Origin of the sequence: Flavitalea sp., from assembly GCF_035489435.1 — a bacterium.
Lineage (GTDB): Bacteria > Bacteroidota > Bacteroidia > Chitinophagales > Chitinophagaceae > DATHKG01.
The window spans coordinates 13,781-35,509 of the sequence record NZ_DATHKG010000040.1 but is presented as its reverse complement, the minus strand read 5'-3'; the positions used below and the strand labels follow the sequence as shown (position 1 = coordinate 35,509).

Genomic DNA, 21,729 nt, shown 5'->3' with positions numbered 1-21,729 from the left:
CGAAAATATTTGCTTCATTGTCGGAAAACAATTGCTTTATCATTCGAAAAAATTTAAAATGAAACCGACTGTACATACTATAGGCATAATCATGAATGGTGTTACCGGCAGGATGGGAACCAATCAACACTTGTTGAGATCCATAGCAGCAATCATGAAAGAAGGAGGGGTTAAAATAAGTCCATCTGAATTTATCATGCCTGACCCGGTACTAGTGGGCCGGGATGCTATAAAACTGCAAAAGCTCGCGGAGCAATCCGGAGTTACTGCATTCACAACTGATCTTGAGTCGGTGTTAAACGATCCAAGGTACCAGGTGTATTTTGATTCGCAGACCACCGGTAGAAGGGCGGAGGGTGTACGAAAGGCCGTCAAAGCCGGCAAACACATTTATTGCGAAAAGCCAACCGCCCTAAGTACTGATGTTGCACTTGAACTATTTACCTTATGCAAAAATGCCGGCCTCAAAAACGGCGTGGTACAGGACAAACTCTGGCTACCGGGATTACTGAAAATTAAAAGACTGATCGAAAACGACTTTTTCGGTGAGATACTTTCTGTGCGTGGCGAATTCGGATACTGGGTATTCGAAGGCCATTCAATACCTGCACAAAGACCCTCCTGGAACTATAGAAAAGAAGATGATGGTGGTATCATTGTAGATATGTTATGCCATTGGCGCTATGTACTCGACCAGATTTTTGGAAAAGTGAAATCAGTTTCATGCCTGGGAGCTACCCATATTAAGGAGAGAATCGATGAAAACGGTAAGCCTTACAAATGCACTGCCGATGATGCTGCCTATGCAAGCTTTGAACTGGAAAATGGAATTGTAGCCCATTTCAATTCTTCCTGGACAGTACGCGTCCGTCGTGATGATTTATTAACTCTCCAGGTTGATGGAACAAAAGGATCTGCGGTTGCAGGTCTCCGTGAGTGTTATATCCAACATTATGGAAATACTCCGAAGCCGGTATGGAACCCCGATATAGTACAGCCGATAAACTTTTTTGAAGGCTGGGCAAAGGTACCTGAGCAGGAAAATTTTGACAATGCATTTAAGGTTCAGTGGGAACTTTTTCTGAAACATATAGTAAAGGACACGCCTTTTCCATGGGATCTGCGTGAGGGTGCAAAGGGTGTACAGCTTGCGGAAAAAGGCCTGGAGAGCTGGGAAAAGAGATGTTGGGTTGATATTCCTGAACTAAAAGGATAGTCTGATATTTATCATAAAAAATGCTGATTGTGAAAAGAGTAGCCCTGGTTACCGGCGGAAGCCGCGGTATAGGCCTTGGAATTGCCACTGAACTTGCGATGCAGGGATTTGATCTTGCCATCAATGGGGTAAGGCCGGTCGGTGATGTTGCCGATAATCTTGAATTGCTTAAGGCGCTGGGCGCTGAAGTGATCTACTGTCGTGCAGATGTTTCATCAACTGAACAGCGTGCTGCTATGCTTAGTGAAATAAATGCTCACTTCGGTTCGCTTAATGTATTAGTCAATAATGCAGGTGTAGCACCGTTGGATCGAAAGGATATACTCGATGCAAGTGAGGAAAGTTTTGACCGTTTGATATTTACAAATTTAAAAGGTCCGTATTTTCTTACACAGGCAGTTGCCAACTGGATGATTGCTCAAACAAAAAACGATAAAGGGTTTAATGGATGCATAGTAAATGTATCTTCAGTCTCGGCAACTTTTGCCTCTGTAAACAGAGGTGAATATTGTATTTCGAAAGCCGGGATCAGTATGGCGACACAACTTTTTGCCACCCGGCTCGCTGAATATAATATACCTGTTTATGAAGTGAGACCCGGTATAATTCGCAGTGACATGACAGCAGGAGTAACCGAAAAATACGATAAGTTGATTGCCGGTGGTTTAACTGCGCAGAAAAGATGGGGAGAGCCTGTTGATGTTGGTCGCGCGGTTGCAGCGCTGGCGGCTGGAAATTTTCCTTACTCTACCGGCCAGGTAATAATGGTTGATGGCGGAATGGCAATACCAAGATTGTAAATTTTTACTTCCGTTAACGATTGAATATGCCTTTGATAAATTCTACAAATTCCGAACCTTCACCATTTAGCTATCTTCTTAAACTCCCGGTAATTGTGGCCGCCCTCGGTTATATGGTGGACATGTACGATCTTTTTCTTTTTAATATTGTACGTGTTCCAAGTCTGAAAGAGCTGGGTTTAACCAAAGAAGAACTGTTTACCAAAGGACTTTATATTCTAGATATACAAATGGCAGGCATGCTGATCGGAGGTATATTATGGGGTATCATAGGGGATAAAAAAGGCCGTCGTTCCGTGTTGTTTGGATCAATTCTTATGTATTCCCTGGCTAATGTGGCAAATGGTTTTATTACTTCATTCGATCAGTATGTTGTATTAAGATTTATTGCCGGCGTGGGCCTTGCGGGCGAGCTGGGCGCGGGAATAACACTGGTGGCAGAGATCCTCCCAAAACATGTCCGCGGTTATGGTACCACGTTAGTAGCAACAGTTGGCGTATTGGGTGCAATTCTGGCGTTTTTTATAGCTGATACTTTTAGCTGGAGAACATCCTATTTTGTCGGTGGTGGTCTCGGCCTTCTCCTGCTTGCCATGAGAGTCGGCGTATTTGAATCCGGGATGTTTCTGAAAATAGTAAAGAAGGATGTGCAACGTGGTAATTTCCTGATGCTATTTTCAAGCAAAAAGCGTTTCTTTAAATACATATCTTCTATACTGATTGGTACGCCTATCTGGTTCGTTTCAGGAGTACTCATCTTTTTCTCACCCGAATTCGGGCATGCACTTGGTGTAACTGAACCTATAGTTGCAGGGAAAGCAGTGATGCTGGCTTTTGCCGGCCAGGTGTTCGGGGATATTGTTAGCGGTTTCCTGAGTCAGCGCTGGAAAAGCCGGAAAAAAGGAATGCTTGTTTTCCTGGTAGGGTCGTACTCACTGATGCTGGTTTACCTGTTGACTCAAACTCAAAGTCTCACCACGTTTTATATCATCTGTGCCTGCCTTGGATTTTTCAATGGTTACTGGACACTTTTTGTGACAATTGCAGCCGAACTGTTTGGCTCTAACCTCCGGGCTACAGTGGCGACCACTGTTCCGAATTTTGTGAGGGCTTCGGTTATCCCTATTTCCGGTTTATTTTTATTTCTCAAACAATCTTTAGGAATTACAACCAGTGCTGTGATTGTAGGTAGTCTTGTGGTAGGAATAGCGTTACTGTTTCTTTGGAAACTACCGGAAACGTTTTCGAAGGACCTGGACTACGAGGAAGAGAAATATGAATTATGAGTTATGAATTATGAAAGTAGTGATGAGTTATTTGAAATTTGAATTGTGAGTGATTGTTGAGATGATTCACTGAGCTTGGGGTTAAAAAGGGACTGCCCCTGTAAACAGGGGCAATCCAGGAGGGTTTAATGTTAATGGTGGCTTTGACTAGTACAGCCATTGGTTGGTATGAACTGGCTGCAAGTAAAGTGGAAATAGTTGTATCATCACCGGTACTACCACTCATAATCTGTAGGTAGTTCCCGCAATTGTTGATTTAAATCAAGATTTTTGTCTTTCACATTTTAATATATTTTCGGGTTATGGGAATTTTTCAGATTAAAAAAGAAGCAAAACAATATGATGTGGTCATCGTGGGCAGCGGTGCCGGTGGAGGGATGGCAGCCTATACTTTATCCAAAGCAGGATTAAAAGTCTGTTTGCTGGAAGCTGGTCCTATGTACGATCCCGCGAAAAACGTTACACAGTTAAAAAACCCCTGGGAAAGTGCAAGAAGAGGTGCAAGTACCAAATTCAGACCATTTGGTGACTTCGATGCTGCTTATTGGGGATGGGAGATCGATGGGGAGCCTTATACGAAAGCTAACGGCACAAAATGGGACTGGTTCCGTTCCCGGATGCTGGGAGGAAGAACCAATCATTGGGGTCGTATTTCCCTCCGTTTTGGGCCCAAAGACTTCAAAAGAAAAAGTATTGATGGTCTCGGTGATGACTGGCCAATCGGATATGAAGATGTAAAACCTTATTATGATGCAGTAGACAAAATGATAGGTGTCTTTGGTACTAACGAAGGACTTCCCAATGATCCTGATGGGATTTTTCTGCCTCCGCCAAAACCGAGATTGCATGAACTTTTAATAAAAAAAGGAGCAACCGGGGTAGGCGTACCCGTTATACCTTCGCGTCTGTCAATTCTTACAAAACAATTAAGTGATAACAAGGACAGGGGTGCCTGTTTTTATTGCCGGCAATGTAACAGGGGCTGCCAGGTTTATGCAGATTTTTCGTCTTCATCCGTATTAGTAAAGCCGGCAGTTGCGACGGGTAATGTTGATCTTATCACCAATGCTATGGCTCGTGAGGTGCTGACCAATAATGAAGGTCTGGCTACCGGTGTGGCATATGTAGATAAAACCGATCTGCAGGAATACCAGGTTACGGGGAAAGTGGTGATACTTGCAGCCAGTTCATGCGAAAGCTCAAGGATCCTTCTCAATTCAAAATCTGCGCGACATTCCAATGGACTTGCAAACAGCTCTGAAGTGGTTGGCAAATATCTCCATGATTCAACAGGTGCAAGTATGGGCGGATATATCCCCTCTTTATTTGGCCGGAAAAGATACAATGAAGACGGTGTTGGTGGAATGCATGTTTATACACCATGGTGGCTCGATAATAAAAAACTTGATTTCCCACGCGGTTATCATATTGAATATGGCGGCGGAATGAACATGCCTATGTATGGTTTTGGTTTCAATTCACAGAACCTGAATGGTAGTTACCCCGTAAACGGATCCACCCATGAGGCAGGTGGTTATGGAGCGCAGTTGAAAAAAGATGCAAGATTTTTTTATGGTGCCAATATCAGCATGGCAGGTCGTGGCGAAGCTGTGCCTAGAAAGGATAATTATTGTGAGATTGATCCCAATGTTGTAGACAAGTATGGTATTCCGGTACTAAGATTCAATGTGAAATGGAGTGAATACGAAATTAAACAGGCCAAACACATGAAGGAAACCTTTCGCGAGATCATGCACTCGATGGGCGCAGTGATAACTTCAGGTGATAAGGATAACGAAGAGAATGATTGGGGTTTAAATTCTCCCGGCAAAATTATTCATGAAGGTGGCACGGCAAGAATGGGTAGTGACCCAAGGACCTCAGTGTTAAATAAGTGGAATCAGGCCCATGATTGTAAAAATCTTTTCGTTGTTGATGGCGCCGCATTTACTTCACAGGCAGATAAGAATATTACCTGGACCATTCTCGCCCTGACTATGCGTGCTTCAGAATACATCATCGATGAACTGAAAAAAAATAATCTTCCAACCGGGTAACTATATCAACCGCATTTGGAATGAGAAAGATTATACTATATATAGCAATGAGCCTCGATGGTTATATCGCGGGCAAGGATGAGAATATTGATTTTTTGTCTTCAGTTGATGTGCCGGGTGAGGATTACGGGTATTTCTCTTTTCAAAAGGATATAGATACGTTGATCTGGGGTCGTAAGACTTATGATAAACTATTATCATTCGGAATCGAATTTCCCCATAAGGATAAAAAATGTTATGTGTTTTCAAAGTCAAGAACCGGTAGCGATGAAAATGTTACTTACTTCAGCGACTTGCATGTTCTGATAAACGAACTTCAAAGTCGGGAAGGAAAAAATATCTATTGTGATGGAGGTGGGGACCTGGTGTTTGAGTTGCTTAAACTTTCAGGTATTGATACCATGATTGTATCTGTAATTCCCTACCTCGTGGGGGAAGGCACAAGATTATTCAGGGACGGAGGACCGGCACAAGCCCTTGAATTTAAGAAAAGCGTCACCTTCCCTTCCGGCCTGGTGCAGCTCTGGTATGATAAACCGGCTAAGGTTAAGGACTGACTGCTCTTTTCACATCCATATTTTCTTTTTTTTACAGAGCTTATCCGCAGGGCAGTTGTGAATAACTTTTGTTTATTTAGATGCTTCGGGAATAATTCACGAACTTTATACAAACAAATCAGAAAAGAAATATGGGAAAATCTCAGGAAACATTTGGAAAAAAAGAAAAAGAAAAGAAAAGATTAAAACTACGCCAGGAGAAACAGGAAAAAATGGACGAGCGTAAAGCCAACGCTAAAAAAGGGAAGTCACTCGACGAAATGATGGCTTACCTGGACGAAAATGGAAACATTTCCTCTACACCGCCAGATCCCAAGAAAAAGAAAGTATTCAATCTGGAAGATATGCAGATTGGCACCCTCAGGCAGGAAGACCGTGTACAGGAAGATCCTGTAAGAACCGGCGTTGTAACATTTTTTAATGATGCCAAAGGCTTTGGTTTTATCAAAGATCTGAAATCACAGGAAAGCATATTTGTGCATGTGAACCAGATTTCTGAGCGCATCGGCGAAAATGACAAGGTAGTTTTTGAGGTGATGATGGGACCAAAAGGGCCAAACGCTGTGAACGTAAAGAAAGGCGGATAATCCGGACACTTCATGCGAAAGTTTGTTTGTATTGCACTCGCAATGTGTACCGTATTGATGAGTAAAGCTCAGCCGGACAGTAGTTTTCACCTCTATATCCTTGTTGGTCAATCCAATATGGCTGGTAGGGGAGAAATCACCGCTTCATATCGCGACATGCAATACAACAATATTTTCATGTTGAATAAAGCAGGTGATTGGGTTCCAGCCAGGCACCCACTGCATTTTGATAAACCGGCCATTGCCGGTGTCGGTCCAGGGCTTGCCTTCGCAAAAGCAATGGCCGATTCGGATTCGATAAAACATCTTACCCGTTCCTCCAATAATACAAATAGCCGCTCCACCGCCCCGAAAGTTAAGATAGGGCTGGTACCCTGTGCGGTCGGAGGCTCCTCCATCCGTTCGTGGATACCCGGAGGTTACGATAGCGCCACCAGGACTCATCCCTTCGACGATGCAATTGCCAGGATCGCGACAGCCGGCAAATCCGGTATCTTCATGGGTATAATCTGGCACCAGGGAGAATCAGACTCCAAACCCCAGGCAGCTTCACAATATCTTAAAGACTTACAAATCCTGGTTGAAAGGTTTCGGACGGCAACCCGTAAACCGGCACTGCCATTTGTTGCCGGAGAACTGGGAACTTTCAGGCCAGCCTATCAATTGATCAATGTTGAATTAAAAAAGCTCACACGAACAATCCCCGCATCCGCCCTGGCCAGTAGCAATGACCTCAAACATAAAGGAGATTCCACTCATTTTGATTCGCATTCAGCGGACGAATTAGGAAAAAGAATGGCCGAAAAAATGATCGTTCTGCAAACTGCAGGCAAATAGTTACAATCGTCTACATGGATCTCTTACAGGTTAAATCTATCAGCAAACAGGATGAAAGAGGCTTTCATCTTAGCAATATTAATTTCAACCAGGCATTTCAACAGAATATCACAATTGCAGGGGAAACCGGCTCGGGAAAAACAACTTTGTTGAAAATAATTGCAGGCCTGGCTCAACCTGATATGGGTGAGATTATTTTCAGGAATGAAAAAGTGATCGGACCGGCTGATAAGCTAATTCCGGGTCATAAGGGTATTGTATACCTGTCACAGGATTTCAGGCTGCCGCATTTCCTTCGCGTTGAGCAGATACTTGAATACGCCAACGAGTGGCCGACTGAAAAAGCCGAAAAATTATTCAGCTTGTGTGGGATCAGGCATCTTTTTAAGCGGAGAACGGATGAACTTTCAGGAGGTGAACAACAAAGAATTGCTATAGCCCGGTTACTCATCATGGACCCACAATTGTTTTTGCTGGACGAACCATTTTCAAATATGGATCCGGCTAATAAAGATCTTCTCAAAAACATAATTAAAGAGATCGGTAAGGAGTTCAATATGTCTTTTATTATGATCTCACACGATCCGGTTGATACGCTTCCCTGGGCTGATGAAATCATCGTAATGAGAGACGGAAAGCTCATCGAAAAAAATTCACCTGAACTTATTTATTCAAAACCTGCATTTGCTTATACGGCTGCATTGTTTGGGAAATACAACGTGTTGCCTGTCGGACTGCTGCAGATGTTAAACAATAATATTAAGATTCCCTCAGGATTTCAGCCGATAGTCCGGCCTGAAAAATGTGTGATTATTAGTTCATCTGTGGCTGGTAACAAAAATATTCACGGTGAGGAACAAGTTTTTCAACTAAAAGGAAAGGTAGTTGATGTCCGTTATTTTGGTCATTATTTTGAGACGGATCTGATGATCGGAGACCATACATTCATCAGCAGGTCGCACTACCAGGGTAGCCAACCAGGAAATGAAGAAACTATAGAGATATCCGGACAGGATGTTCACATGGCCCGGATATAGTGAGCACTGTGTTTGAGTGATATTCAAATCCCCAACTGCCTGATGAACTCTTCCTTATAGCTGCTCCCTATCGGGATTTCGTGCGATCTGATAAATACGCGGTTCCCATCTATCAGCTTGATATGTGTTTTATTAATGATGAAAGAACGATGAACCCTGATAAACTCCGGATAATTAAGCATTGTTACTAAAGCGGTGAAACTCATTGCGGGCATGATCGAGTAGTTTGATGCTACTACTTTTGAATAGTTCCCACTGGCCTCCGCATATAAAATCTCGTCCGGAACCAATTTATATATTTTGCCATCGGCTTTGATAAAGATGGCAGGATTGTGTTTTATTTCAGATGAAGGCGAAAGGTTCTGAACATTATTATTGGCAGTCAATTTTTCAATTGCCTTATCAACCGCAACAATAAACCTCTCAAGAGAAAATGGTTTTAGAAGATAGTCAGCAGCCGAGAGATCAAAAGCATCAACAGCATATTCACGATAAGCCGTGGTAAAAATAATCTGTGGTGGATTTTTCAGTGTTTTAAGAAAAGCCAGACCGCTGAGTACGGGCATATTAATATCCAGGAAAAGTATATCAGTGTTTTTTTCTTCCAACACCTGCTTTGCTTCGAGGGCATTGTTGCAGGCAGCAATCATTTTCAGAGCCGGTAAATGATTACAATAAGCCATCACGATCTCGCGGGCTATTGGTTCATCATCAACAACAACACAATTGTAGATCCTCATAAGTAATAATATTTTTCGATTCGACTATAGGTTGTCCTGATTCATTTCAACTGAATATTTGGTTTTTACCTGTAACATTACTTTGAACTCGTGTTCAGCCGCTTCAATATGGAGATCATGCGCCCCGGGATATAGTAGTTCAAGACGCTTTTTCACATTCTGAAGTCCGAGTCCGCTGTTTTTATCATTGCCATTATATCCTGAGGTATTACCCGAGTTGCGTATACTGAACAAAATTAATTTTCCCCAGGTTCTCAGTTCCATATCAATATAAACTTTTTCGTCGGCGTTGTCTTTGCCATGTTTGAAAGCATTTTCAACAAAAACAATTAACATCATGGGAGCGATCATTATTGAATCATCTTTCAGCTCTTCGATGGCAGTTTTAAGATTTAATCTTTCACCCATTCTCAACTTTTCAAATTCTATATAATTACCCAGGTAGGTTATTTCATTTTGTAAGGGTACAAAGATGTCTTTTGTCTCATAGACAGAATAACGTAGCAGCTCGGATAACTTCAATAACAGGGCGGGGATCTTCTCGTGTTGTGTGATGGAAATACCGTACAGATTATTCAGGGTATTAAACAGAAAATGCGGACTGAGTTGTGATTGAAGCATTGATAATTCAGAGCGGCTCTGGGTGGCCGTTACCCTTGCTTCCTGCAGGTTGTTTTCAATGGTTGACCTGATCGCGTGAATGATTGCTCCCGTTAGTATCGATGTTACCAGGAATGGTAGTCCAAAAAGCAAAAGATTGAGCGGATTTTTGGATGGCAGGGTAAACTGGCTGAATATAAATAACCAGGCCACCAGGCAAACCATGATGATAACTGATAAAACCAGCCACCATGATGGAATGTTTTTTCGTTGGGGGTTTACAATCTTCGAAATAATTTTCCCGGTATAGATCCCAAGCAAGGCAAGCCCTGTTGCGATCAGTGTGGCCTGGGCTTCTTCCCCATTTATTATTTTTCGCATAAACGGATAAACCAGGACATAAATAAGAAATCCACTTAGCAGATACATCCACAGATCATTTGTCTTTTGTGTGGACTGTATTGGTTCCAACATTGGCTTATCCATCTCTAAAACATTTTGAGTTACAAATATTCCAAAAAGGGATGGCAATGATGTCATAAAATGTCGAAGAGGTCCAAATGAATGTCGAACGCTGAATAAAACGGTACCGGGAATCCCGACCCGAAAAAAGCCCTTTCTGACACTTGATCAGGTCAGCCCGACACATTCATTTTTCAAGGCAGGTGATTCATTACAAATTTGACGAATCAATCAGAAAACATGATACAGAAACTGCTACTTACCTTCCTGGCCGCCATTTTTATCAGCTTTAATATCTTTTCGCAATACCAGCCCGGTACTATATCCGGTTCGCTGAAAAGTGAAGATAAAGTTGCTTTAACTGCTGCAACGATAGCACTTTGCCGTGCTAAAGACTCAGTGGTACTGTCTTCAACCCAGACTGATGCCAGCTCAGGTTTTTTGTTCCATTCTATCAGCACCGGTCAGTACCTGATAAAGATAACTTCAACTTTATTGGAAACTTACTATACTAAACCTTTTATCCTGGATAGCCTGAAACGGGCAATAAAACTGCAGCCAATAATCCTGGTCACGAAAAAACCGGTGACACTGGATAAAGTTGTGGTAACCGGTAAACGACCACTGCTTGAACATCAAATAGACAGGATGGTGGTAAATGTTGATGCGATGATCAGTGCACCAGGTAGTAATGCTTTGGAAATACTGGAAAAAACGCCGGGCGTATCCGTTGAACTTTCAGGTAGTATTAGCCTCAACGGGAAAAACAATGTACTCATCATGATTGATGGCAGGCCTACGAATCTCTCTGCATCGGACCTCACGGCCTATCTGCGATCGTTGCCAGGGGGTACGCTTGACAAAATTGAATTGATCGATAATCCACCTGCCCGATACGAGGCCGCGGGCAACGCCATCATAAATATAAAATTGAAGCGGAATAAACTACAGGGTTTCACCGGCTCAGTAACCGCAGGGTTCAGCCAGGGCAAATACTTCCGGAGCAATGATGTATTGAATCTGAACTTCAACCGTAAAAAATTCAGTTTAAATACTTCGGTTGGGTATAACCGTGATGCCGGCTTTGTGAAGAATAGTGGAGGCCGCATTTATTATTCTGAAGATGGGAACATAGAATCTGAGCTGAAGTCGGATAATTTTTCCAGGTTTAAAAGTGATGCCATCACCGGGCGGGTCGCTATCGATTATGCTGCGAATAAAAAAACAAGCTATGGCGCCATTTTAAATTTCAATTCAAGATATTCGGAAGATCATCAGCTTTATGAAAACCGACAATCAGATGATAAGCCACTTTATGATAGTCTGAGCCTCGGAATCACTGATATAAATTCCAGGTGGCGGGGCGGCGGAGCCAATCTCAATTTCCTCCATAAATTTAACGGGCAGGGCAGAGAACTTTCGGCTGATCTCAATTACCTGAGATATACAAACCGTGGCAACCAATACCTGACTAACACAGTTCACGATGCTGATAACGCAATTATATACGAGGATGAATTCAGTTACTATCTGCCCTCAGCGCTGGATATATACAGTGGCCAGGTTGATTATGTACATCCACTGGCAAATAAAGCCAGGATTGACGCCGGTTTCAAAACCAGCCAGGTCACCAATGACAATGAGCTGAGCTTTATGGGAGTTCCTCCTGTTGCAGGTCTGCCCGACTTGGACAAGTCTAACCATTTTATTTATAAAGAAACCATCAGTGCAATTTATCTGAACACCCGAAAGGATTGGCGCCGTTTTGGATTCCAGGCAGGACTAAGGGTAGAGTACACTGGTTCGGATGGTGATCAGCTCGGTAATCAGCAGGTAGCCCGCAGCAGTTTCAGGAGAGATTATCTGAATGCATTTCCCAGTTTTTTTATGACTTATAAACTGGATACAACAAACACAGGTTTTATTGATCTGAGTTATTCAAGACGAATCCGAAGACCAAATTACCAGATGCTGAATCCGTTTGAAATCTTTGTAGATAATTATTCCTATACATCAGGTAATCCCATGCTTACCCCACAGCTTGCGAACCAGCTGGAAATTAAATACCGGTATAAAAAATATTTTGGCATCGGTTTTCAACAAGGGTTTTACACCGATGTGATATTCCAGATTACAGAAAGCAATGATAAGATATTTGTTACCCGACCGCAAAATGTTGCTAAGGGTATGATCAGCTCTTTAAACTTCAACGGTATGATCCCTTTTGCGAACTGGTGGAATCTCAATGTGTCGGGAAATATATACAGGGCAAAATTAACGGGTAATACATCGGATGGAAAGCTGGAACAGGAAGCCTTTTCGTTAAGAGGCAGTATTCTCAATCAGTTTACACTTGGTTCAGGATGGAACGCTGAACTAAATGGTTATTATAATGGGAAGGATATTAACGGGCAGCGGTCATATGAACCCCGTTACCGGATCAATGCGGGGATCCAAAAGAAAATATTGAAAGGTAAAGGGAGTTTGCGTTTGTCTTTCGAAGATATCTTTTATACCTGGAAAGCACAGGAGGTTAATCACGGCCTGAGAAATGCAATTTCTTACAACACAAACCAGAGTGATACCCGCAGGCTGGCAATAGGCTTTACATATTCTTTTGGAAAAGACAACAATTCAAAGAAAAGATCGCTTAATGAAAACTCAGCATCAGAAGAGAAGAGCCGGGTGGATTGATGCTAAAATTCCTAACTTGCAAGGCTATGGCAAGAGGAAAAAGTAACGACGATAAACCAAAAGTAAAGATCACAAAAGAGAGTTTAAGGCAGGCATTGGTACTCTTCACATATGTGAAACCGTATCGTGTAAAATTTATCTGGGCACTGGTTTTTATAGCACTGTCTGCTTTTACGACCAGCCTGTTTCCCTTGTTTTTAGGGAAGATGATTGATGCGGCTTCCCCGGGTGCCGGCCTTGCTACCAGCCCGGCATCGACTTTTGGGTTAGATCTGAAGGATATCCACTGGAGCGTAAATACAACGCTGATACTCATTTTTATTCAACTCGCGATCCAGACAATATTTTCCTTTATGCGAATTTACCTGCTTACAGAAGTAGGTGAAAGATCGCTGGCGGGCATGCGCAGAGATGTGTATAGCAAGTTGCTTACTATGCCAATGCATTTTTTTTCAGAAAAACGTGTCGGTGAACTCAGCAACCGGATTTCCTCAGATCTTTCACAAATCCAGGATGCAATTTCATTTACCCTCGCTGAATTTCTGAGGGGCATATTCACTTTAATAATCGGGCTGATTTTCATATTCTGGATCAGTGCAAAACTTGCACTGGTCATGTTATCTGTAGTTCCGATAATTGCTGTGCTGGCTGTTATTTTCGGAAAAAAAATCCGGAAGATGGCTAAACGTGCCCAGGATCAGTTGGCAGAAAGTGGTACGATTGTACAGGAAACCTTCCAGGGCATCACGGTTGTTAAAGCTTTCACCGGTGAATTTCATGAAGTTGCGCGTTACGTAAAAAGCATATACGCTGTTGTTGATACAGCTATTTCAAATGCGCGTTATCGCGGCGCTTTTGTTTCATTTATGATCTTCAGTGTATTTGGAACAATTGCCTTCGTGATGTGGTATGGCGTGAACCTGATTCAGTCAGGTGAGCTAACCATTGGTTCACTTACCATGTTTGTGATATTTTCAATGTTTGTCGGTGGAACATTTGCTGGTTTTGCCGATATGTTTTCACAACTACAAAGAACGCTTGGCGCAACACAAAGTGTAAGGGAAATTATGCGAGGAGAAGGAGAGCCGGTAAGTCTAACCCCGGTTACAATAGACCCTCAATTTAAGATCAACGGCAATGTGAGGCTGAGCAATGTAGCATTCAGTTATCCTTCAAGAAAAGATGTTCCTGTATTGCGTGACCTGAGTATGAGTGCTTCCCGGGGCCAGCAGATTGCCATTGTCGGTCCGAGCGGTGCAGGTAAAACAACGATCGCAGCTATGTTGCTGAGGTTCTATGAGCCGGATCAGGGTGAAATATTTTTCGATGAACACAGGGCAAAAGATTTTCCGCTTACACAACTCCGGAAACAAATGGCCTTTGTGCCACAGGAAGTGCAGCTTTTCGGCGGAACTATAAGGGATAATATTGCTTATGGTAAACCGGATGCAGATGAAGCTTCCATAATGGCCGCTGCCCGGCAGGCAAACGCCCATGAATTTATTGAGCGGTTTCCCGAGCTCTACAATACTATTGTGGGCGAGCGGGGAATCAAACTTAGTGGTGGGCAAAGGCAACGCATTGCAATTGCAAGGGCTATACTTAATGATCCCGCAATTTTGATTCTGGATGAAGCTACATCATCACTAGACAGTCATAGCGAACAACTGGTGCAGGAAGCATTGGATAACCTGATGAAAGGGAGAACTTCATTTGTAATTGCTCACCGTTTGTCTACAATCAGGAACGCTGATAAGATTGTCGTTATTGACAAGGGAGTTGTTTCCGAATCCGGCACACATGCTGAACTCATGGCCATGAATGGACTCTACAGGAAATTAAATGAAATGCAATTTGATTTTGGTATGATTACGCAATCCCTCCGGGAAGTTCCACAAACTGTGGAATGATCGCCACTTTTAAGATATTGAAAACCAATTTATTGGCAAAGGCATTGTTTTTGAAGATTGTGGAGCAGTTCAAAGGCCACCAACGATTTCAAAATTAAACCTGATTTGCCTTATGGCTTCTAAGTCAAAAAAAGACAATTCAAAATTATTATTGGCTATACCAAAGTCCCCTACAGGAATAACGGGGCTGGACGAGATTACCGGAGGAGGCTTGCCCAAAGGCAGACCCACGCTAATCTGCGGGTCTGCCGGAGCAGGCAAAACATTGTTTTCCATAGAGTGTATCATTCGTGGTGCTTTGGAATATGGAGAGCCAGGGGTAATTGTAGCTTTTGAAGAAACAGCCGCCGACCTTGAAATGAATGTCGCGTCGTTGGGATTCGACCTTGAGAAATTACAAAAAGATGACTTACTCAGAATCGACCATGTCCGGGTAGAGAGAAGTGAAATTGAAGAAACCGGTGAATATGATCTTGACGGACTTTTTATTCGTTTGGGATATGCAATTGACAGCATTGGCGCCAAACGGGTAATGCTGGATACTATAGAAAATTTATTTGCAGGACTGAATAACGAAGGTATTTTAAGGGCAGAGTTAAGACGGTTATTCGGATGGCTCAAAGAAAAAGGTGTGACGGCTATCATCACTGGTGAACAAGGTGAGAAAACGTTGACCCGCAAGGGACTCGAAGAATATGTGTCAGACTGTGTGATATTACTTGAGCACCGGGTGATTAACCAGATCTCGACGCGACTTTTACGGGTAGTTAAATACCGCGGTTCACTGCATGGCACAAACGAATATCCTTTCTTAATTGATGAAGAAGGTATTTCTGTTTTACCCGTTACCTCTCTATTGCTTAATAATGAGGTTTCCTCCACACGTGTTTCTTCAGGTATACCGGCACTCGATAAAATGCTTGAGGGAACGGGATTTTTCCAGGGCAGTTCAATCCTGGTTTCGGGAACAGCTGGTACGGGAAAAACGAGTATAGCAGCATTGTTTGCGGATGCCACCTGCAAAAGAAAGGAACGCTGTATCTATTTTGCTTTTGAAGAGTCGCCACAGCAAATCGTTCGCAACATGAGCTCTATCGGAATGAATCTCCGGAAACATATCTCTGAAGGGCTATTACAAATGCATGCCTCAAGACCTACTTTATTCGGTCTTGAAATGCACCTTGTAGCAATCCATAAAAAGATTAAAAAATTCAAGCCTTCAACGGTGATACTTGATCCGATAACCAACCTGATTACGGTTGGCTCAGTTGCCGAAGTGAAATCTATATTGATAAGATTGATTGACTATTTGCAATCGCAGAATATTACGGTAATGTTCACAGCTCTCACCCTAAACAATAACGTAAACGAACAAACGGACGAAGGTGTTTCTTCATTGGTCGATGCCTGGTTGCTTGTACGTGATATAGAAACAAATGGAGAGAGGAACCGTGGCATGTATATCATGAAGTCACGCGGGATGAAACATTCAAACCAGGTGAGGGAATTTGTAATCACAGACAAAGGTCTTGATTTGCTGGATGTTTATCTCAGTCCCGATGGTGTTCTGACTGGTTCTGCAAGGGAAGCTCAATTACTAAATGAAGCTGCGGGCGTTGAGATGCGAACACATGCGGTGACAAGAAAGGATCGGGAGATTGAGCGGAAGCGGCTGGTACTTGAATCAAAGATCAGTTCGTTGAAAGAAGAATTCGAGGGTGTACAGGATGAGCTGAACAGATCTTACCAGGAAGAGGACCTACGCAAACAGATCTTGGAGAAAAACCGGAATAAATTAAGTCAACTAAGATCGAATATTATAATTAATGATAAAAACAAAGAACGTAGGTAAGAAATTACCGGAGAAAGAGAAGGAAAAAAAATATGAGTTGCGGTTATATATCGCGGGCAATACCCCTAAGTCAATGACCGCACTTGCGAATCTCCGGAAATATTGTGAGCAACATCTTTGTGATCAATACAGACTAGAAGTTGTCGATCTGCTTATTCATCCACAGTTGGCTGCCGGTGATCAGATCCTGGCAATACCAACGTTGGTGCGTAAGGTACCCGTCCCTATTAGAAAAATAATAGGAGATCTTTCAAATGAAGAAAAAGTGCTTGTAGGCCTGGATCTGCGGCCGATAAAATTTTAAAATGCTAACAAAACCGGGACATAAGTCAATCGCGAAAAATTCATCAGCTACAAACAGCGAATATATTCTTCGGTTGTTCATAACCGGTACATCTCCCAATTCTGTCCGCGCCATTAAAAATCTTCGTGATATCTGTGAGGAACATCTGAAGGGACGATATTTTCTGGAAATAATTGATGTTTATCAGCAGGCAGTCCTGGCTAAAGAAGAACAGATTATAGCATTGCCATTACTGATTAAAAAATCGCCCGGACCAGAAAGAAGGCTAATCGGTGATATGTCAGATACGGGAAAAGTATTGAAGGGTCTGGGTCTTCAATCTTAAAACAATGGAATTGAAATCGAAACCATATGGTGAATTGTTGTCGGAGCTTGAGGAAGTGAAAAGGCAATTGTATGAAGCAAACGAGACAATTGAAGCTATCCGCACCGGGCAAGTGGACGCGCTGATGGTTGAAGGAACAAACGGGCACCAGCTTTTTACGCTTAAATCAGCCGACGTTACTTACCGGGTATTCATTGAAAAAATGACAGAGGGCGCAGTGACCCTCAGTAATGAAGGTTTGATACTTTATTGCAATTCCCAGTTTGCATCAATGGTTGCCCGGCCCATATCATCTGTAATTGGATACCCTTTTGAAGATTTTATAAATGATGCTACCCGTGGTCATTTTCAGGAACAGTTTAAAAAATGCTGGGACGAAGACTGCAAAGGTGAAGTTATATTGAAGGCAGATGATCATGAGAAACCAGTTCTTTTGTCGTTGACCGCTCTTGAACTGGAAGATGACGTTTCGCTCAGCGTGATTGTAACTGACCTCTCCACCCTAAAACTGACCCAGGAAAAACTAGAAGAGAACAATAATCAGCTTGCTGAATCGAATCATGCACTTGAACTAAGCAATCATGATCTGCAGCAATTCGCTTCAGTTGCTTCCCATGATTTGCAGGAGCCACTCCGAAAAATCCAGATGTTTTCTGAACTGTTGAAAGTTAGGGCTTCAGACCAACTTAGCCCGGAATCACAAAAATACCTGAGTAAGATAACCGTGTCAGCGGAACGAATGAAAAAACTCGTGCTGGATATCCTGAATTATTCTAAACTTTCTGCCAGGACAAATCTTGTCGAAAAGGTCGATCTCAACATTTTGATCAAAGAACTGCTTGAAGATCTCGAACTGGTCTTTGCGGAAAAACAGGCAACAATCACGGTTGATCCGTTGCCCGTTATTGATGTAAACCGGGGGCAGATCAGGCAGGTGTTCCAGAATATTATCTCCAACGCAATCAAGTTCTCAAGGGAAGATGTGCCACCGGTGATCCATATCTCGTGCAAAACTTTAGCTGATAAATCTTTCGATAGTAAAGAATCAGCAAGTGGTGGTTTTGTACTTATCTCCGTTTCAGATAACGGGATCGGTTTCGAATCAAGATACCTGGACAATATATTTGTACTTTTTGAAAGGCTTCACTCCAAAGACGCATATGAAGGCACAGGAATCGGGCTCGCAATAAGTAAAAAAATTATCGAAAAACACAACGGACTTATTACCGCAAAGAGTATTTCGGGTAAAGGCTCAACATTTCTTTTTATTCTCCCGCTTAGCCCGCTAAGACAATAAGCGAACCAAACATCTTCAAAGTTGGTTAATTAACTGAGTTGACTTTTTAAAACTGATCAATAATTGAGTTACGCGACAATTAACTGATTACCTGGTGAATTAATTGAGTTACGCGACAATTAACTGATTACCTGATCAGTTAATCGAGTTGACTATCAACGGCTAATAAACTTAGTTTATTATTACTAAAATAATTAGTATTCTTGCAGTCTATGTATTTGAATTGCAAGACATTTTTCAGCTTTCGTTATGGCACGTTTTCAACCAAAGAACTTGTTGAAACGGCAACTGCAATGGGAATAACTGCGTTGGCGCTGACAAATATCAATTCAACCTGTAACGGCTGGGAATTTGTTAAGCTTTGCAGTGAACATGGTATAAAACCAATTCCTGGTGTTGAGATCAGGAATGAAGATGAGCTTCTTTATATATTACTAGCAGCCAATAATGTTGGCCTTGCCTGGATCAATGAATTTTTAACCAATCACCTGGTTGAAAAAAAATCTTTCCCGGTTATTGAAGATAAGCCCGTTTTTTTCTCAAAGCCGGGCGATGGATATGTGATTTTCCCTTTTGGTAAAAAGGTTCCGGAATCTTTAAGAGAAAACGAAAAGATCGGCGTACTCCCTTGCGAGATTTCCAGGTTATATAATGTCGATGTTACAAAATATCAACAGCAGTTTGTAATCAGGCAACCTGTGACTGTGCAGGATAAAAAAAGATTTAATCTGCATCGGTTGTTGCGTGCTATCGACAAAAATCTATTGTTGTCGAAGCTGCCTCTTTCTGTGCAATGTGATCCTGACGAAACATTTAAATCACCTGCAGAACTGCTTAGCCAGTTCAGGCAATATCCGTTTATGGTCACTAATACCTACAGGTTGATTGACAGTTGCCATATCGAAATGGACTTCAAGGCCGATAAAACAAAAAAAACTTTTAGTGCTTCGATCGAAGATGATCGTGTTTTGCTCGAAATGCTTGCCAGGGATGGCCTTATCTCGCGTTATGGCAAGCGAAATAAAGTTGCTGCTGATCGCCTGGCCAAAGAATTAAAAATTATCTATGAGCTGGGCTTCAATTCCTATTTCCTGATTAACTGGGATATCGTACGTTATGCCCAATCCCGCGGGTTTTATTATGTGGGACGGGGTAGTGGGGCGAATTCCATTGTTGCCTATTGCCTTAGGATAACTGATGTTGACCCTATAGAACTCAATCTTTATTTTGAGAGGTTTCTTAACCCGCACAGAACCTCACCACCAGATTTCGATATCGATTTTTCATATACAGATCGTGATGAGGTGATTGACTATGTTTTCAAACGATATGGCAAAAAGCATGTTGCCTTGCTTGGTTCTTATCCCACCTTCCAGCATGATGCCATCATACTTCAGCTGGGCAAAGTATTTGGTTTACCGGTAGAAGAAATAAAAACACTGCAACTGACTAACAGGCCAACCGATCATATTCAGCAGCTCATTATTCAGTATGGAGCGCTTATGCGCAACTTCCCGAGTAATCTTTCCATACATCCATGTGGAATGCTTATTTCAGAAGAACCTATACTAAATTATGTTTCAATGTTTATGCCTCCCAAAGGCTTTCCAACAACACAGATGGATATGTTCGTGGCTGAAGATATTGGGCTAAACAAATTTGATATCCTCAGTCAGCGTGGACTGGGTCATATACGTGAAGCCTTGTCTCTCATCAAACAAAATAAAAAAACAGACATCGATATTCATGATGTCGAAAAGTTTAAGCAGGATAAATGCGTTGCCAGCCAAATAAAAGAAGCCAACACTATTGGTTGTTTTTATATTGAATCACCGGCTATGAGACAGCTTCTTAAAAAACTTTGTTGTGATGACTACCTGACTTTGGTAGCGGCCAGTTCCATCATCAGGCCCGGGGTCGCCCAGTCGGGTATGATGCGGGAATATATCTACCGGTTTCATCATCCTGAAAAAACGGTTTACCTGCATCCGCTTTTTGAAGAACATATGAAAGAGACTTATGGAGTGATGGTGTTCCAGGAAGATGTTATAAAGATTGCACATTATTTCGCAGGACTTGATCTTGGAGAAGCAGATATTTTACGCCGTGCGATGAGTGGCAAATACCGTTCTAACAATCAATTTAAAATTATCCAGAACAATTTTTATGAAGGATGTAAAAAAATGGGACATCCGGACGACCTGGCGAAAGAAGTTTGGCGGCAGATGGAGAGTTTTGCCGGTTACAGTTTTAATAAAGCACATTCGGCAAGTTTTGCAGTCGAGAGTTATATGAGCCTTTATCTTAAAACATATTTTCCGAAAGAATTTATGGTTGCTGTGATCAATAATTTTGGTGGATTTTATTCGCGGGAGCTTTATTTTCTTGAACTCCTTAAGATAGGCGGTGACATTAAAGCCCCGTGTGTTAATAACAGTGATATATACACGAATATCCATGGCAACGAAGTGTTTGCCGGATTTGTTCATATCAAGGGATTACAAACGGTATTGATAGATGCGTTGCTTGAGGAAAGACAGACCAATGGTCCTTTCCTTCATATGCAGGATTTTATTGAAAGAACAAATGTGGGACTCGAACAATTGAATACGCTGGTAAGTATAGGTGCTTTCAGGTTTACAGGTAAGGGAAAAAAACACCTGCTATGGGAAGCGAATTTTCTGCAGAAAAGAAATCAACCGGCACATCATCAATCACCGGCTTTGTTCCGGGAAGAGCCGGTAGAGATTCAGTTGCCTGCATTACAGGATTATCCGCTCGATGATTTATTTGACCAGATGGAAATTCTTGGTTTCACTTTGACCAATCCATTTGAAATGGTTGATGATGATCCATCAAAATATACTGCTGCTTCACAGATTTGCGATTTTGCAGGCAAATCAATCACGGTTCTTGCCTATTATATCGCAAGGAAAGGGGTGGTAACAAAAAACCGTGACCAGATGTTTTTTGGAACTTTTGTCGACTCTAAGCTGGATTGGATAGATACTGTTCATTTTCCTGATTCAGCGCGGGATTATCCTTTGCATACCGGGGGTTTCTATCGCATTACCGGCCGTGTAACAGAAGATTTCGGTGTGTTTTCGCTGGAAGCAAACAAAATGGTAAGGGTTGGTTACAAACCGAGATCTTATGAGGTTTAAAGTA

General features: G+C 42.2%; 17 protein-coding genes. 15 read left to right on the top strand and 2 right to left on the bottom strand.

From position 1 onward, the window contains the following. Positions 1–58: 58 nt before the first annotated feature. The 8 genes from VK664_RS06905 (at position 59) to VK664_RS06870 (ending at position 8,377) form a co-directional block, all read left to right on the top strand. Complete coding sequence (locus VK664_RS06905) at positions 59–1,216, top strand: Gfo/Idh/MocA family protein (protein WP_461397895.1); 1,158 nt, start codon at positions 59–61, stop codon at positions 1,214–1,216. Between the two features lie 29 nt (positions 1,217–1,245). Next, positions 1,246–2,016 carry a 3-ketoacyl-ACP reductase gene (locus tag VK664_RS06900; RefSeq protein ID WP_461397894.1) on the top strand — a complete coding sequence of 257 codons (771 nt, stop codon included), beginning with the start codon at positions 1,246–1,248 and terminating at the stop codon, positions 2,014–2,016. A 26-nt stretch (positions 2,017–2,042) separates the two neighbouring features. After that, entirely contained in the window at positions 2,043–3,302 is a 1,260-nt protein-coding gene (locus VK664_RS06895) for an MFS transporter (RefSeq protein ID WP_461397893.1), read from the top strand. Between the two features lie 302 nt (positions 3,303–3,604). Beyond that, the gene (locus VK664_RS06890; RefSeq protein WP_461397892.1) at positions 3,605–5,359 is read left to right on the top strand and encodes a GMC family oxidoreductase; all 1,755 of its coding nucleotides are present in this window, start codon (positions 3,605–3,607) and stop codon (positions 5,357–5,359) included. 20 nt (positions 5,360–5,379) lie between these two features. Next, positions 5,380–5,916: a dihydrofolate reductase family protein gene (locus tag VK664_RS06885; RefSeq protein WP_461397891.1), complete on the top strand. Its 537-nt coding sequence runs from the start codon at positions 5,380–5,382 to the stop codon at positions 5,914–5,916. A 131-nt stretch (positions 5,917–6,047) separates the two neighbouring features. Further along, positions 6,048–6,503 carry a cold-shock protein gene (locus VK664_RS06880; RefSeq protein ID WP_458924210.1) on the top strand — a complete coding sequence of 152 codons (456 nt, stop codon included), beginning with the start codon at positions 6,048–6,050 and terminating at the stop codon, positions 6,501–6,503. Positions 6,504–6,515: 12 nt separating this feature from the next. Continuing rightward, positions 6,516–7,340 (top strand): sialate O-acetylesterase, encoded by an 825-nt coding sequence (locus tag VK664_RS06875; protein ID WP_461397890.1) that lies wholly within the window; start codon positions 6,516–6,518, stop codon positions 7,338–7,340. 14 nt (positions 7,341–7,354) lie between these two features. After that, entirely contained in the window at positions 7,355–8,377 is a 1,023-nt protein-coding gene (locus VK664_RS06870; protein ID WP_461397889.1) for an ABC transporter ATP-binding protein, read from the top strand. Positions 8,378–8,400: 23 nt separating this feature from the next. Here the strand turns inward: VK664_RS06870 and VK664_RS06865 are convergent, their stop codons facing one another. Together VK664_RS06865 and VK664_RS06860 are read right to left on the bottom strand one after the other, a co-directional pair. After that, positions 8,401–9,117, bottom strand: coding sequence for a LytR/AlgR family response regulator transcription factor (locus VK664_RS06865; protein ID WP_461397888.1), 717 nt, complete (start codon positions 9,115–9,117; stop codon positions 8,401–8,403). Between the two features lie 24 nt (positions 9,118–9,141). After that, entirely contained in the window at positions 9,142–10,203 is a 1,062-nt protein-coding gene (locus VK664_RS06860; RefSeq protein WP_461397887.1) for a sensor histidine kinase, read from the bottom strand. A gap of 216 nt (positions 10,204–10,419) precedes the next feature. Between VK664_RS06860 and VK664_RS06855 the strand changes: the two genes are divergently transcribed. From VK664_RS06855 to VK664_RS06825, 7 genes are all read left to right on the top strand, one after another. Then, entirely contained in the window at positions 10,420–12,873 is a 2,454-nt protein-coding gene (locus VK664_RS06855) for an outer membrane beta-barrel protein (RefSeq protein ID WP_461397886.1), read from the top strand. Between the two features lie 26 nt (positions 12,874–12,899). After that, positions 12,900–14,783, top strand: a complete 1,884-nt coding sequence (locus VK664_RS06850) for an ABC transporter ATP-binding protein (RefSeq protein ID WP_461397885.1) — start codon at positions 12,900–12,902, stop codon at positions 14,781–14,783. Positions 14,784–14,895: 112 nt separating this feature from the next. After that, positions 14,896–16,635 (top strand): circadian clock protein KaiC, encoded by a 1,740-nt coding sequence (gene kaiC, locus VK664_RS06845; protein WP_461397884.1) that lies wholly within the window; start codon positions 14,896–14,898, stop codon positions 16,633–16,635. Next, positions 16,610–16,939 (top strand): circadian clock KaiB family protein, encoded by a 330-nt coding sequence (locus VK664_RS06840; RefSeq protein ID WP_461397883.1) that lies wholly within the window; start codon positions 16,610–16,612, stop codon positions 16,937–16,939. The genes kaiC and VK664_RS06840 overlap by 26 nt, the downstream gene beginning before the upstream one ends. 1 nt (position 16,940) lies before the next feature. Further along, complete coding sequence (locus VK664_RS06835; protein ID WP_461397882.1) at positions 16,941–17,264, top strand: circadian clock KaiB family protein; 324 nt, start codon at positions 16,941–16,943, stop codon at positions 17,262–17,264. Between the two features lie 4 nt (positions 17,265–17,268). Beyond that, entirely contained in the window at positions 17,269–18,561 is a 1,293-nt protein-coding gene (locus VK664_RS06830) for a sensor histidine kinase (protein WP_461397881.1), read from the top strand. A 212-nt stretch (positions 18,562–18,773) separates the two neighbouring features. Beyond that, positions 18,774–21,725 (top strand): DNA polymerase III subunit alpha, encoded by a 2,952-nt coding sequence (locus VK664_RS06825; protein WP_461397880.1) that lies wholly within the window; start codon positions 18,774–18,776, stop codon positions 21,723–21,725. Positions 21,726–21,729: the final 4 nt, after the last annotated feature.

Coding starts and splice junctions, on each gene's coding strand:
- VK664_RS06905 (WP_461397895.1), top strand. CDS start 59: ATGAAACCGACTGTACATACTATAGGCATAATCATGAATGGTGTTACC.
- VK664_RS06895 (WP_461397893.1), top strand. CDS start 2,043: ATGCCTTTGATAAATTCTACAAATTCCGAACCTTCACCATTTAGCTAT.
- VK664_RS06890 (WP_461397892.1), top strand. CDS start 3,605: ATGGGAATTTTTCAGATTAAAAAAGAAGCAAAACAATATGATGTGGTC.
- VK664_RS06885 (WP_461397891.1), top strand. CDS start 5,380: ATGAGAAAGATTATACTATATATAGCAATGAGCCTCGATGGTTATATC.
- VK664_RS06880 (WP_458924210.1), top strand. CDS start 6,048: ATGGGAAAATCTCAGGAAACATTTGGAAAAAAAGAAAAAGAAAAGAAA.
- VK664_RS06875 (WP_461397890.1), top strand. CDS start 6,516: ATGCGAAAGTTTGTTTGTATTGCACTCGCAATGTGTACCGTATTGATG.
- VK664_RS06870 (WP_461397889.1), top strand. CDS start 7,355: ATGGATCTCTTACAGGTTAAATCTATCAGCAAACAGGATGAAAGAGGC.
- VK664_RS06865 (WP_461397888.1), bottom strand. CDS start 9,117: ATGAGGATCTACAATTGTGTTGTTGTTGATGATGAACCAATAGCCCGC.
- VK664_RS06860 (WP_461397887.1), bottom strand. CDS start 10,203: ATGGATAAGCCAATGTTGGAACCAATACAGTCCACACAAAAGACAAAT.
- VK664_RS06855 (WP_461397886.1), top strand. CDS start 10,420: ATGATACAGAAACTGCTACTTACCTTCCTGGCCGCCATTTTTATCAGC.
- VK664_RS06850 (WP_461397885.1), top strand. CDS start 12,900: ATGGCAAGAGGAAAAAGTAACGACGATAAACCAAAAGTAAAGATCACA.
- kaiC (WP_461397884.1), top strand. CDS start 14,896: ATGGCTTCTAAGTCAAAAAAAGACAATTCAAAATTATTATTGGCTATA.
- VK664_RS06840 (WP_461397883.1), top strand. CDS start 16,610: ATGATAAAAACAAAGAACGTAGGTAAGAAATTACCGGAGAAAGAGAAG.
- VK664_RS06835 (WP_461397882.1), top strand. CDS start 16,941: ATGCTAACAAAACCGGGACATAAGTCAATCGCGAAAAATTCATCAGCT.
- VK664_RS06830 (WP_461397881.1), top strand. CDS start 17,269: ATGGAATTGAAATCGAAACCATATGGTGAATTGTTGTCGGAGCTTGAG.
- VK664_RS06825 (WP_461397880.1), top strand. CDS start 18,774: ATGTATTTGAATTGCAAGACATTTTTCAGCTTTCGTTATGGCACGTTT.